The following is a 13,908-nucleotide window of genomic DNA, read 5'->3' as shown; positions in this document are numbered from 1 at the left end:
GCCGCCGCAGGGCCCTGACCCGGCCACCCTATGGAACCGCGCCAGTTCCCCGAGGGAGCCAAGAGCCCCCGCCGGAGGCGCCGGCTCTTCATCACAGTTTTTGATCTTGATCTGGCTCTTGATCTTGATCTTGATCTGGCTCTTGATCTGGCTCTTGTTCCGACTTGCCGGAGTTGAAGAGGCCTGAGGCGTGCCGGGGTTGTGAACGCGGAAACCGGCAGCCGACGAACACACCCACCGACCCGAACCCCGAACCGGCACAACCATAACCGAAGGCCGTAAAAAGCTTTGAAACCCACACGCCAACCGCAACCCGGCCCGCAAACTCCAGCCCCAAAAAAGACCCCCGACCACCCCACAGCCAGCCTCCGCCTAGCCAAGTTCAGCACCGCAACCCCACTCACCTCGGCGAGCGTCAGCACAGCGGGTTCCCACTCGCGGCATCGACCCGCGTGCGGCGCCCGACCCCGCCTCGTGCATCAGCCCCCTGCCTTAGTCGCTCTTGTCGCTCTTGTCGCTCTTGTCGCTCTTACTCCCCGAGCACCCCCGTCTCCAGCGGCAGCCCGGCCGCCGCCCAGTCCTCGATCCCCTCCCGGTACTTGCGCACGTTCGTATATCCCAGCCGCTCCAGCTTGGTCGCCACCGCCTGGCTGTTCGGGCAAGCCGCGTTGGAGCAGTAGGTGACGATCAGCGCGGCGCGGTCCGGCAGCGCCTCGGCGTGCGCCTGCTCCACGTGGTCGGCGTGCATCGGTATCGCGCTCGGCAGGTGCTGCTTCTCCCAGTACTCGCCGGCGAGGGCGTCGAGGACGGTGGCCGAGCCGTTGTCTATCGCGGCCTTCAGTTCGTCGCGGGTGATGAGGGTGGTCATGGTGGTGCCTTCCGTTTCGGGCTATCCGGACTGGGGTCCGGTTGGCTGGTTCGAGAGTATGCGGACCGGGGTCCGCTTGTCTAGAATGGGTTCATGCCCGAATCGCCGCCGCCCGCCGTACCGCTCGTGCCGCTCGTGCCGCTCCTCGACGCCCCGCCCCGGGAGCGCGCCGATGCCGCGCGGAACAGAGCTCTGGTGTTGCAGGCGGCGTGGCGGCTGTATACGCACGGCGGTGTTGAGGCGTTGACCACCGACGCGGTGGCGCAGGAGGCGGGTGTCGGCAAGGGCACGGTGTATCGGCGCTTCCGGGACAAGAGCGGTCTGGTCGCGGCTCTGCTCGACGACAAGGAGAAGGAACTCCAACTCGCGATGATCTCCGGCCCGCCGCCGCTCGGTCCGGCGCCCCTCGGCCTGGAGCCGATAAGTCAAGCGCCGCTAGGTCAAACGCCAGTAGGTCAAACGCCAGTAGGTCAAGCGCCGCTCACGCCCGCAACCACCACCGCGACGGCGACGGCGACGGCGACCACCATCGCCCCCACCACCACAATCACCGCCGCCACCCACACCGAGCGCCGCGTCGCCTTCGTCCACGCCTACCTCGACTACCTCCAAGCGCACCTGGACCTCCTCCTCGCCGCCGAGACCGCGGCCCCCGGCGCCCGCTACCGCCTGGGCGTGTATCAGTTCTGGAAGGCTCACCTGACCATGCTCTTCACCGAAGACCCCGACCCCGAGTTCCGCGCCTACACCGTCCTGGCGCTCCTCGACGCGGGGCTGGTCAGCCACCTCCTCGCGGACGGCTGGGGCTGGGACCGCGTCCGCGGCGGGGTGGAGCGGGAGGCCCGCCGGTGATGCGTGAACTCGTCATCCTGGGCACCGCCTCGCAGGTGCCGACGCGCTACCGCAGCCACAATGCGTACTTCCTGCGCTTCGACGACGAGGGGTTCCTGTTCGACCCCGGCGAGGGGGCGCAGCGCCAGATGCAGTTCGCCGGTCTGGCGGTCGGCGACATCACCCGGCTGTGCATCACCCACTTCCACGGCGACCACGCCCTGGGCCTGCCCGGCATCTTGCAGCGCATGTCCCTGGACGACGTCCCGCACGAGGTGGTCTGCCACTTCCCCGGCGAGCACGAGGACTACTTCGAGCGGCTCCGCTTCGCCACGCCGCACCACGCCCGCGCGAAGATCGCGACGCGCCCGGCCACCGGCGAGCGGGCTTACGAACTCGGCAAGGGCCTGGCCCTGACCGTCGCCCCGCTCGACCACGGCATGCCCTGCCAGGGCTACCGCGTCGACGAGGCCGACGGCGTCCGGATGCTGCCGGACAAGCTGGCGGCGGCCGGGATCAAGGGCCCGGACATCTCACGCCTGCGCGCCGAGGGCCGGCTCGGCGACGTCAAGCTCGAAGACGTCAGCGTCGCCAAACCCGGCCAGAGCTTCGCGTTCCTGATGGACACCCGCCGCTGCCCCGGCGCCGAGCGGCTGGCGGCCGGGGTCGACCTGCTCGTCATCGAGGCGACCTTCCTGGACTCCGAAACCGAGCAGGCCGCCCAGTTCGGCCACCTCACCGCCCGCCAGGCCGCCCGCCTCGCCGCCGACGCGGGCGTCCGCGAACTGGTCCTGACGCACTTCTCGCAGCGCTACCCGATCGACGAGGCGCCGGCCCGCTACCTGAGAGAGGCAGCCGAGGAGTTCGACGGTCCGATCCACATCGCAGAGGACCTGATGCGCATCCCGTTCCCGAAGCGAGTGCAGCCGGACACCGACAAGTCCCGATAGATCTGCTGCGCGACTGTCCTGTCCATGAGGCGCTGCTAAGCGACTACAGCAAAAGCCTTTCCCTCCAAGGCCAGCCCGTCCAACTCCCCCGCGAGCCCGACCGCCTCAAACACATGCGCCGCGACATCCACATGCCGCAGCGTCCCCATCTCCGCCCCGGCCACGATCCCCGGCCCGCTGGCGACGATCCACGCGGTCCGCTCCACGTCGCTGTCCCCGCCGTGCCCGCCCTCGTCGACGTGGCCGTGGTCGGTCACCAGGATGACCGTCCACTGCTCGTCCTCATAAGCAGGCCGGGCACGCAGTGTCGCCAACAGCCGCCCCACGCGCGCGTCGGCGCGCTCCACCGCCGCCGTGTACTCCGCGCCGACGCCGAGTTCGTGCCCGGTCTCGTCCACGTCGCCCAGATACACGAAGGCCACGTCGTAGTCCGCCGCCAGCAGTTCGCGCTCCGCGTCGGCCGTCGCTGCCTCGTCCCCGCGATCGCAGTCCAGGCCGTGGGAGGTGAACGTCACCCGGTCCGGTGCCGCGAACAGCGGTCCGCCGCAGGCCGCGGTCGCCAGGGGCTCCCAGCTCCCGACCGACAGGTAGGTCCGCTTGCCCGCTAGCGACGCCAGCGTCAGGAAGTCGGGGTGTTCCGCGAGGCGGTGCCCGGTGAACACGTTGTGCGTGATGCCGTGCTTGTCGGCGCAGACGCCGGTCGCGACCGTCGCCCAGCACGGTCCGGACCAGGTCGGGGTCGCGTCGTCGATGCGGACCGGCGCGAGGAAGCCGGCGGCCGCGACCGAGTCGAGGTGCGGGGTCGCCGCGGACTGGAGCACGTCGAGGCGCACCCCGTCGATGCCGATGACGAGGACACGTGAAGGTGTGGTCATTGGTACCCGATCTGTCTGTACTCGGTGTCGCTACCGAACTCGGTATCGCTACCGAACGCCGCGGATTCTGTTGATGCACACGGCCCCGGCGACCGAGGCGATCGCCGAAGCCCAGAAAAGCGCAGCGTACCCGCCTGCGAACTTGATGAGCAGCGCGGCGATCGGCGGGACCAGCGCGAACGGGATGATCGTCATCAAATTCGCGAAACCCATGTCGCGGCCGCGGTCGGTGCCGGAGGGCAGCGTCTGGGTGACCAACGCGCCGTCGACGCTCAGATAGACCCCGTACCCGAGCCCGAGCACCGCCCCGGCGAGGAGCATCATGCCCCAGGTCTGGTGCACCGCGATCATCGCCGCCGCGACCGCCATCACCGCCGATCCGGCGGCCACCAGCGGCTTGCGGCGGCCCCAGCGGTCCGACAGCCAGCCGGCGATCACCACCAGCGCGACCGTGGAGACGCTGTTCACGGCCACCACGATCAGCAGGTGGCTGTCGTTGCTCTTGTCGCTCGGGGTGTTCTTGAAGCCGAGGACGTCGGACAGGAAGTACGGCGTGTAAAGGGTTCCGAGGCCGTATCCGAGCACCATCAGGAACCGGGTCGCCAGCGCCCACCCGAAATCAGGGAACTGCCGCACCTGGATCCGGTAGTTGGCCACGTACGCCTGGAAGCTGAAGGGCTCGCGCCGTTCCCGAGGCAGCTGCCGGTCCCCGACCCGCCACGCGAACAGCACCACGAACACCATCAGCGAGGCCAGCGCCGCGTACTGCCCGACGTACCCCTTCGACAGCGAGACCAGCACGCCGCCGATGATCAGCGCGGCGGCCTGCGGCACCCCGCCCCAGCCGAGCACCATCCCGCGCTGCCCGGCGGGCACCTGGTCCGGGACGATCGTCACCATGCCGGCCGCCAACGCCGCCACGAACACCGTCTGCAACAGATAGCCCAGGCCCACGCCCCACACCGAGTTCTGCGTCCCGCTGAAGACCAGCGCCACCGCGGCGGCCAGGCCGCCGAACACGATCCACGGCCGCCGGCGTCCGAACCGCGAGACCGTCCGGTCCGACAGCATCCCGAACAGCGGCCCCAGGAACAGGATCGACAGCGTCCCGATCGTGTTCACCCACGCGAAGTCCGCGACGTGCCCGGCCGGGTCGATGTCCTTGATCTGCTGCGGCACCGTGAAGGTGCTCGGCACCTGGCTCGCCACCTGCCAGCCGAGCCCGGCGAACACGAACCCGGTGATCCACGGCGCCCGCACCCGCTCCGTGGGCTCGGCGTCGAACGGGGACGACGTGGTGCCGGGGCCGGGCGAAGTCTCGAGGGACAAGGCGCGCTCCAGGGATGCTGGGTGGGAGGGAGGCAGATATATGAAGCATCTTCATGTTCCTGGGACGCTCATCGTAGGCGCGTGCGAGTCATCCAACAAGAGGCGGTGCCCCGGTGGGAAGTACCCCCGGGACACCGCTTCGGTTTCGCTATAAGGGAAAACGGCCCTACGGCTTCGCCGCCAGCGCCTGATCCACCCCCGGACCCGGCGTCCCCAGACCGGTCACGGTGTCGTAGCCGGCGCGCGCCGAGCACTCCGCCGGCGGGCACGCGCCGTTGCTCCCGGACGTGACGTCCACGAGCGCGGATCCGAGCCCGTAGATGTCGCGGAACACCGAACCGTCGGCCGAGGCCAGGTGCGGCTTTCCGAGCGCCGCCCGCGCCTGGTCCGCGCTCGCCAGGATCGCCGACCAGATCGGCGCCGACAGGCTGGTCCCACCGATCTGGCCCCAGCCGGCACTGCCTTGCGTCACGTCCGTGTAGTAGACGGCGACGCCGGTCTGCGGATCGGCGACGGCCGAGACGTCCGGCGTCCCCCGGTGTGCGTCGGGGTTCGCGCCGTCCTGGTAAGCAGGCCGCTTCTCGAAGACCGACAGGCCGCCGCCGGTGCCGCGCCACGCGGTCTGGCTCACCGTGTTGCCCGCGGCGTCCAGTTTCAGCGTGGTGCCGCCGATGGAGAGCACGTTCGGTGAGGTGGCGCTGTAGCCGTCGGGGTTGCCGCTGTCGCCGGCCGATTCCACGCAGACCGTGTCGGTGAACAGGCACCGGTTGTCGTAGAAGGACTCACCGGAGAACTCGCGATTCATACCCCAGCTCATCGAGACCGCCGCCGGGTGCAGCGCGGCCGCGGCGTCCACGGCCTCGTTCAGGTGCTGCATCGACGGGTCCTGCGCCTCGACCAGCACGATCTTCGCGTGCGGGGCCACGGCGTGGACCCACTCGACGTCCAGCGCGGCCTCGCCGTCCCAGCCGCCGCCGTCGACGGTCGTGCCGGGCATGGTGTCCACGGAGAAGTCGAAGCAGTCGGCTCCGGCTGCCGCGCCGTCACACGTCGGCGGCAGGCCGAACTGCTTGCTGAAGACATTCAGGTCGCTCGGGAGCGCCGGGTGGTGGTAGGCGTCCACGATCGCCACGGTCTGGCCGCTGCCGTCGCCCTTCAACGCGAGGTTGTGCTGGATCTGCGCCGGGGTGTAGCCGCGGATCGGCGGGGCGGCCGCCAGCGTCGCCGGTGCGTTCGGTGCGTTCGGCGTGTTCGGGTCCGGATTCACCAGGATCGAGTCGGGGGCGAGGCCGCCGCCGGTCGGGTCCAGCACCGGCGTCGTCAGCGGCGCGGTCTGCGGGGTCGGCGCGGCGGCCTTCAGCTGCGGCTTGGGCGCGGGCTTCGGCGCGGCGCCGGGCTTCAGCGTTCCGGTCAGCGTCGAGACCGTGAGGCCGTGCATGTTCTGGTCGTAGTCGAAGTAGTAGGAGCCCATCCACTCGCTGTTGATGCCCCACTCCCGGACGTCCTGCTGGAGCCCCAGCACCTGCGAGCCGTCGATGACGAGTTGATGTGCGTCGTCAAGCGGTCCGGTCTGCGCGGCCTGCATCGGGTAGTCGTTGTTGCCGTCGAACAGCGCCGGATCGTAAGCGGAGGCGCCGAACGGCGAGTCCAGCAGTACGGTCGAGCCGCCGGTGGAGGTCGCGAAGCCGCCGGAGTAGGTGTCGGAGAACATGCCGGTGTCGGTCCAGGTCTTGCCGTCCGGCAGCAGTCTGCTGATGACCGCGAAGTGGTACCAGGCCAGGCCGTCCGACGGATCGGCGCTGAAGTCGATGTTCGTGGTCGAGCCGCCGCCGGTGTGCGAGGTGAGCACGGCGCCGGTGCGGCTGTCGCGGACCTCGACGCGAGTGGTCCCGGCCGGCGAACCGTCGCTCGCGGCCCAGGCCAGGGCGACGCCGTGGCCGTCCGCGCCGGGGATGTCAGGGCTCGCGTATACGGCGTCCAGCGGAGCGGTGCTGAGCACCGACGGATCGGCCGGGAGGTCCCAGACGGTCTTGCCGGTGCGAGCGTCGACCGACACGACTCCGTACTTCGGCGCCTTGTCGCCCGCCGCGGTGGCGTACTCGGCGATGACGTGGCCGTCGGCGTCCACGGTCGCGTTGCTGAACTTCACCGCGCTGCCGGCCGGCTTGAACGTCCACAGCTGCCGGCCGTTCAGGCCGTAGGCGGTGAGCGCGCGGGTCGGGTCGATGATCTCAGTGTTCTTACCCGTGCCGGCAGCGGTCACCGACCAGGTGTAGGCGCCGGGGACGTCCTTGGCCACCTTGACCTTGCCGGTGGCCACGTCGATCAGGTCCCAGCCGCCGGTCGCGGCGACCAGCACCTGCTTGCCGTCGTCGACGAGTTCGGCGTGGTGCACGGCGCCCTGCACGGTCGCGCTCCACAACACCTTCGGCACGCCATTCGGCTGCGAGTGGCCGTCGAGCAGGAACACACCCCGGCTCTGCCCGGCCGCGACGATGTTCTTGACGCCGTCCCGCGCGGTGGTCGCGCCGGGCACGAGGACGCCGGCGTAAAGGTCGCCGAGTTGCGGCTGGACCGCGACCGGGGCGCCGTTGGAGATCTTGTAGGCGTAAGCGGTCTGGTCGGCGGCCACCGACAGGATCCGGTCTCCCCACTGCGCCGGTTCCAGGCCGGTGCCGACCGCGCCAGCCTGGCGCCAGCGGAGCTTGCCCGTGCGGGCGTCGAAGGAGAGGATCTGCGTGCCTTCGGGACCGTTGGGGACGGCCTCGGTCGGATTCTGTGGATCCTGGGTGGTGACCACGACGCTCGCCTTGTCGGCGTCCGGCAGGACCGTGCCGCCGACCACCGGGGCGTCACCGGCGAAGGCTGCCGGGATCGGTGTGGTCCACAGGTTCTTGCCGTGCGCGTCGAAGGAGAGGACCGACGAGTTCACCGGAACCGGCTGGCTGCCTGACATGTCCAGGGTCAGCTCGGTGGCGACATACGCAGGGTTCTTATGGTTGGCATTTCCCTGGCCCGTGTCAGCGACCCTCAGCGTGGTGACGAAGGTGCCGGTCCGCGTCGCGAGCACCTGCCGAGCGCCGGACCGCGGGTCGATCGCAGTCAGCTGCCAGCTGACGGCGTCCTCGGGGTCGTTCTCCTCGGCGACGACAAGGCGGTGCCGCTCGGGATCGTCGCGGATGATGCGCGGGTAGCCGGGGGTCGGGACGTCGAGCTTCAGCTTGCCGGTAGCCGCGTCCAGCAGGATCACGTGACCGTCGGCGGGACGCGGCGTGCCCAGGCCCATCGGGGTGTCGGTCCAGCCGGTCGCGATGCCGTCGGCGGTCGGGGTGAGGGTGGCCAGGGCGGCCCACGGGACTTGGGTGTTGTAGGTCCAGGACGTAGTGCCCGTCACCGCGGCGCCGGACTTGTGGAACTTCACGAGCGAGACGCCGGTCCGGCTCTCCCCCGACGACGGCGCCGACTCGACGCTCCACATCGGGCCGGTGACGTCGCCGACGATCAGGCCGCCGGCCCCGGCCGCGAGGCGGTTGACGTCACCGGGATAGACCTGATGCCACAACGTCTTGCCGGTGCGGCCGTCGATGACGGTGACGAAGGAGGCGTAGTGGGTGAGCGGCGAGTCCGGGACCGTGAACGGGAACGCCGCGCTCGCGCCGAGGGTGTAGGCGACGGCGATGTCGTCCCCTGATCCGCCGCCGAAGTCACCCACCGCGAAGGTCTGGTCGGAGCTGACGCCGGTCCCGGAGATCGGGTCGTAGCCGGCGAACATGTCCAGCGGCGGCGGCTCGGGCAGGTACGGGACGGTGCCCTTCAGCCCCCAGTCGGCGGCCAGGCCCTGTTCGGTCTTGGTCCACACCGGCTTGCCGTCCCGGCCGACCCGCTGGACCTGGCCGGAGGTGTCGACGTGGATCCAGTCGTCGCTGCCCGGGACCGCAGCAGTCAGGCCGAGGCCGCGCGCGGTCTCGATCTGCTGGTCGGCGGTGAAGGACAGGCCCGAGGTCGAGGCCTGATTCGCGCTCTGATTCGTGCTCTGATTCCCGGCCGGACCCGCGGCCGGGGCACTCGGCGCGGCCGACTTTGTCGGGTCGGCGCTCACACCGGCCGCCGCGGCCTGCGCGAGCCCGACCCGCTGCGCGATGGTGCCGGTGGCGCCGACCCCGACGGTGTACTTCGCGGACAGGGCGCGGACCTGATCCGCGGTCAGGTGGAGGCCGACGGATGTGGGCGCCGAGGCGGACGCAGCAGATGCGGCCGCGTCGGCCGCGCTCGCCACGCCGGCGGCCGCGCCGAAGACCGTCACGGCCACGGTCGCGGCCAACGTCGCGGCCAGCCAGGGGCGGCACTGAGGTATCGCAGGCAAGGGTGATCTCCCGACATCACTGAGTGCTGATGGCAAAGCGCCGATGACAAAGCGCTGATGACAACGCCTCCGGATCGGCCGAATGCGACGGCCGACACCGGAAGCGGTGACAGGGATGCTGGCAGCGGCACCCGACATCGCGGAAGCGCTTTCCCTGACCGTTACCGGACACCCGCCGGTTCCGGTCGGTCGGCGCTATGTCGGCGCTATAGTGTGGCCGCTTCTTGATCGCAGGAGGGGAACCCAACCATGCTGACCCCCGCGGGCCTGTCAGCGTTCGACGAATCCGTCCTGCGCCGGCTGCTCACCGTCGGCGACCCGCACACCGCGGGCACCCTCGCCGACGACCTCGGCGCCCCGCCCGAGCAGGTCCGCCGCAGCGTCCGCCGGCTCACCGAGCTCGGCCTGGCGCTGCGCGACGGCGTCGCGGTCGTGCCCGTCGACCCGCGCGTGGCGCTCACCGGCCTGCTGCGCGAGCGCCGCACCGAGTTGGACCGCCTGACCCAGACCATCGACGAGCTGTCCGCCAGCTTCCACGACCGCGCGGTGCGCACCGGGGCGGCGCGACCGGTGGAGGCGATCGTCGGCCGATCCGCCATTGCCGCGCGCTTCCACGACCTGATGGCGCGCGCCGATCGCGAGATCCTGGCGTTCGACACCCCGCCTTACGTCGCCTCCAGCTACGGCGATTCGGAGGCGGAGACCGGCGCCCTGTCGCGCGGCGTCGCGGTGCGGGCGGTGTACGCCACCGAGGTGCTGGACCAACCTCTGCGCACCGGCCGGGTGCGGGCATTGGTGCAGCTCGGCGAGCAGGCACGGGTGGCCCCGGCGCTGCCGACCAAGCTGGTGATCGCCGATCGGCGGGAGGCGATCCTGCCGCTGTCCGAGCCGGGGGCCGGGGACGCCGCCTCGCGCTGCGCGGTCGTGCACGCCTCCGGGCTCTGCGAGGCGCTGATCGCGCTGTTCGAGGCGGTGTGGACGCAGGCGGTGCCGCTGTTCGCCCCGCGCGCCGACGCGAACCCGGAGCTGCCCTCGGAGGACGACGCGATTTTGCAGTGCCTGAACGCCGGGATGAAGGACGACGTGATCGCCCGCCAGCTCGGGATCAGCGAGCGCACGGTGCGCCGCCGGGTCGCCGACCTGGCCGCCCGGCTGGGGGCGGCGTCCCGCTTCCAGATCGGCGCTCAGGCGGCGCGCCGCGGCTGGGTATGAGTTACTGACCGCATGGACATCGCGCAGCTCACCGCCAAGGTCGACGCCCTGATGCCCGGCGTCGCCGCCGATCTGAAGCGCCTGGCCGCCGTCCCCTCGATCGCCTTCCCGGGCTATCCGCAGGAGAAGGTCGTCGAGTGCCACGACCTGCTGGTCGAGCTGCTGCGGGCGGCGGGCGTGCAGGACCTGGCGGACCTGCGGCTGCCCGACACGTCCCCGATCATCACCGGCCACATCCCGCCGCCGACGCCGGACGCCCCGACCGTACTGCTGTACGGGCACTACGACGTCCAGCCGCCCGGCGACGAGGCGGCCTGGGCTTCGCCGCCCTTCACCCCGACGGAGTACACCGACCCCGAGCACGGTCCGGCCATCCGGGGCCGGGGCATCGCCGACGACAAGTCGAACCTGGCCGTGCACCTGGGCGCCCTGCGCGCCTTCGAGGGCCGGCCGCCGGTGGGCATCCGCATCGTGTTGGAGGGCCAGGAGGAGTACGGCAGCGTCCTGGACGACTACCCGCCGCAGAACCCGGCGGCCTTCGCCTGCGACGCGATGGTCATCGCCGACATGGGCAACATCCGCCCCGGCACCCCGACGCTGACCACCGCGCTGCGCGGCGACGCCGAGGTGCAGGTGGAGGTCCGCACGCTGAAGGAGGCACGGCACAGCGGCCTGTACGGCGGCGCCGCGCCCGACGCCCTGCTCACCCTGATCGCCGCGCTGGCCACGCTGCACGACGACAAGGGCGACGTGGCCGTGCCCGGACTGCGCCGCGAACCGTGGTCCGGGACCGCCTACACCGACGAGGAATTCCGGACGCTGGCCGCGGTCGAGCCCGACACTCCCTTGCTGGGAACCGGCGGACTGGGCGAACGGCTGTGGAGCGGCCCGGCGATCAGCGTCGTCGGCCTGGACGCACCGGCCGTGGACACCGCGGCGCTCGCGGTCGTGCCGTATGCCAGGGCTCTGATCAACCTGCGCATCCACCCGCAGCAGGATCCGAAGGAAGCGCAGCAGGCGTTGGTCCAGCACCTGGAAGCGCTCAAGCCGTTCGGCGTCGAGCTGACCGTGACGCCGCAGGACGCGGGCCCGGGCTTCGCCGCCGAGACCGGCGGACCGGCGTATCAGGCTGCTTCGACGGCCTTGAAGGCGGCCTGGGGCGCCGAGGCGACGCAGGCCGCGAGCGGCGGCGCGATCCCGTTGGTCAACGGGCTCGCGAAGGCGGTTCCGAATGCTGAGATCCTGCTCTTCGGCGCCGAGGACGCGGCCTGCCAGCTCCACGGCCCCAACGAGCGCGTCCTACTCTCTGAGCTGCGCAACTCCGTCCTCGCCGAGGCCGCTTTCTTCCAGGCTTATGCGAACGGGCATGCGAAACTTTCTTCATGACCTTCACTGCGGTGGATCACATAGCGACGCCCGTCCTCGACATCGCCTATGAGTACGCAGGGGACCCCTCGGGGATTCCCGTCATATTGCTCCACGGCTTCCCCTACGACGTCCGCGCCTACGACAAGGTCGCCGCGGCGTTGGTGGCGCGGGGCGGCTACTCCGTGTACGCACCGTATCTGCGGGGCTTCGGAAGGACACGCTTCCAGTCCGAGACCTATCTCCGCTCCGGCCAGCAGGGCGCCATCGGCCAGGACCTCTTGGACTTCATCGACGCACTGGGCCTGGACCGGCCGATCGTCGCCGGCTACGACTGGGGCGGCCGGGCAGCGTGCATCGTCTCGGCACTGTGGCCGGAGCGCGTGCGGGGCCTGGTCACGGTCGACGGGTACAACGTGCAGGACATCGCGCACTCCGCCGAGCCGTCGAAGCCGGAGTGGGAGGCGACGTTCTGGTATCAGTACTACTTCCACAGCGAGCGCGGCCTGCGCGGGCTGGAGCGGAACCGCGAGGAACTGTGCGAGCTGTTGTGGCGGACGTGGTCGCCGAAGTGGGAGGCGGCCTCGGCCGAATTCCCGGCCAGCGCACCGAGCCTGCACAACCCGGACTTCGTCGAGGTGGTGATCCACTCCTATCGGCACCGCTACGGCCTGGCCCAGGGCGATCCGCGCTACACGGCGATCGAGGAGCGGCTGGCGTTCGGGACCGAGATCGGGGTCCCGACCGTGGTGTTGGAGGCCGGGGCGGACGGGGTCGGCGGGCCGACGTTCGCGGATTCCGGGGACCGGGAGCTGTTCACCGGCCGGTTCGAGTACCGGCTGCTGGACGGGATCGGGCACAACGTGCCGCAGGAGGCGCCTGAGGCGTTCGCCGAGGCCGTGGAACTGGTCGGCGCCGGTGCGGATGCGGATGCGGCGTGAGCAGCATGTCCGACGCGATGTGGGCAGCGGGCACGAGGCAGCGTAAGCAGCGCATCCGCTGTCAGCCGTAAGCAGCGCGTCCAGTGTCAGCCCTAAGCAGCCCATCACGACTCGGCGTCACTCCGTGATCGTCTAAGGACAAACCAGCCCAGCGCCTATTACCCTCGGCAATGTGACCAGCACCCCATCCGCCAACCGCACGACGGCCGGCGTCCTGTTCGGCGTCACCTCCTCGGTGGCCTTCGGCGCTGGCGGGCCGTTCGCTAAAGCCCTGATCGCCGCCGGGTTCAGCCCGCTGCAAGCGGTGTGGGTGCGCCTGATCGGCACGGTTGTGGTGTTGGTGGCGCTCTGTCTGGTGCTGCGTCGGCCCGGGCAGCTGGCGATGATGGTGCGGAACAAGTGGCAGATCCTGTTGTACGGGATCGTGGCGGTCGCGGCGTGCCAGTCGCTGTACTTCGTGGCGGCCTCTCGGCTGCCGGTCGGGATAGCGATCCTGCTGGAGTTCACCGGGCCGGTGCTGGTCGTCGCGTGGGAGAAGCTGGTGCGGCATGCGCACGTCGCCCGCGAGTCGACGATCGGGGTCGGGGTGGCGATGCTCGGCCTGGCGGTCGTGGTGCAGATCTGGGCCGGGCTGCACCTGGACGCCATCGGGATCGCGGCCGGGCTCGGTGCCGCCGCCGGCAACGCCACGTTCTTCCTTCTGATCGACCGCCTGCGCGACAGTGTGGATCCGCTCACACTCACCACCGGCGGCATGGCCGTCGGCATGGTGGTGCTGACTCCGCTGGCCGCGCCGTGGTCCGCACCGTGGCACATCCTGGGGCACTCGGTGCCGCTCGGCTCGCACCAGGTGCCGGGCTGGGCGCTGGCCGTGTTCATCGTGCTGATCAGCACAGTTCTGTCCTACCTCACCGGCGCCGCGGCCATCCAACGGCTGTCCGCGCCGGTCGCGGCGGGCCTGGCCTATGTGGAGCCGGCGTCCGCGACGGTGATCGCCTGGGCGACGCTCGGTGAGCGCCTGAGCCCCACCCAGATCGCCGGCGGCGCCATCGTCTTGGCCGGTGCGTTCCTGGCCCAGCGCGGAATTGGGCAGAGCACCCGTTCCGAAGGAGAGTCCACCCCGTCTATCCTGGGAACCACGGTCACCACAGAAGCGTTGATCCGTTGAACCAAC

General features: G+C 70.6%; 10 protein-coding genes. 6 read left to right on the top strand and 4 right to left on the bottom strand.

Features of this window, described 5'->3' with window-relative positions; genetic code table 11:
* Positions 1–529: 529 nt before the first annotated feature.
* Positions 530–868, bottom strand: coding sequence for a rhodanese-like domain-containing protein (locus IZR01_RS13360; protein WP_194899832.1), 339 nt, complete (start codon positions 866–868; stop codon positions 530–532).
* Between the two features lie 93 nt (positions 869–961).
* On the opposite strand from IZR01_RS13360, the gene IZR01_RS50460 reads away from it, so the two are divergent.
* Together IZR01_RS50460 and IZR01_RS13350 are read left to right on the top strand one after the other, a co-directional pair.
* Positions 962–1,720, top strand: coding sequence for a TetR/AcrR family transcriptional regulator (locus IZR01_RS50460; protein WP_228559371.1), 759 nt, complete (start codon positions 962–964; stop codon positions 1,718–1,720).
* Positions 1,720–2,649 (top strand): ribonuclease Z, encoded by a 930-nt coding sequence (locus IZR01_RS13350; protein ID WP_194923993.1) that lies wholly within the window; start codon positions 1,720–1,722, stop codon positions 2,647–2,649. Before IZR01_RS50460 ends, IZR01_RS13350 begins: the two co-directional genes overlap by 1 nt.
* Positions 2,650–2,684: 35 nt before the next feature.
* Here IZR01_RS13350 and IZR01_RS13345 read toward each other — a convergent pair whose 3' ends face one another.
* The 3 genes from IZR01_RS13345 to IZR01_RS13335 all read right to left on the bottom strand — a co-directional run bounded on the left by IZR01_RS13345 (position 2,685) and on the right by IZR01_RS13335 (position 9,216).
* Positions 2,685–3,524 (bottom strand): alkaline phosphatase family protein, encoded by an 840-nt coding sequence (locus IZR01_RS13345; RefSeq protein ID WP_194923992.1) that lies wholly within the window; start codon positions 3,522–3,524, stop codon positions 2,685–2,687.
* Between the two features lie 48 nt (positions 3,525–3,572).
* A complete protein-coding gene (locus IZR01_RS13340) occupies positions 3,573–4,853 on the bottom strand; it encodes an MFS transporter (RefSeq protein WP_194923991.1) in 1,281 nt (426 codons plus the stop codon).
* Positions 4,854–5,019: 166 nt separating this feature from the next.
* A complete protein-coding gene (locus IZR01_RS13335; protein ID WP_194923990.1) occupies positions 5,020–9,216 on the bottom strand; it encodes an outer membrane protein assembly factor BamB family protein in 4,197 nt (1,398 codons plus the stop codon).
* 249 nt (positions 9,217–9,465) lie between these two features.
* On the opposite strand from IZR01_RS13335, the gene IZR01_RS13330 reads away from it, so the two are divergent.
* From IZR01_RS13330 to IZR01_RS13315, 4 genes are all read left to right on the top strand, one after another.
* Positions 9,466–10,428: a LuxR C-terminal-related transcriptional regulator gene (locus tag IZR01_RS13330; protein ID WP_194893082.1), complete on the top strand. Its 963-nt coding sequence runs from the start codon at positions 9,466–9,468 to the stop codon at positions 10,426–10,428.
* A 12-nt stretch (positions 10,429–10,440) separates the two neighbouring features.
* A complete protein-coding gene (locus IZR01_RS13325) occupies positions 10,441–11,814 on the top strand; it encodes a M20/M25/M40 family metallo-hydrolase (protein ID WP_194893081.1) in 1,374 nt (457 codons plus the stop codon).
* The gene (locus tag IZR01_RS13320) at positions 11,811–12,734 is read left to right on the top strand and encodes an alpha/beta fold hydrolase (RefSeq protein ID WP_194893080.1); all 924 of its coding nucleotides are present in this window, start codon (positions 11,811–11,813) and stop codon (positions 12,732–12,734) included. Before IZR01_RS13325 ends, IZR01_RS13320 begins: the two co-directional genes overlap by 4 nt.
* A 172-nt stretch (positions 12,735–12,906) precedes the next feature.
* A complete protein-coding gene (locus IZR01_RS13315) occupies positions 12,907–13,902 on the top strand; it encodes an EamA family transporter (protein ID WP_194923989.1) in 996 nt (331 codons plus the stop codon).
* The last annotated feature ends 6 nt before the right edge of the window (positions 13,903–13,908 follow it).

Source organism: Catenulispora pinisilvae (assembly GCF_015356865.1).
Taxonomy (GTDB): Bacteria; Actinomycetota; Actinomycetes; order Streptomycetales; family Catenulisporaceae; genus Catenulispora; species Catenulispora pinisilvae.
The sequence above is the reverse complement of the archived record's forward strand: the minus strand, read 5'-3'. Positions and strand labels throughout refer to the sequence as shown.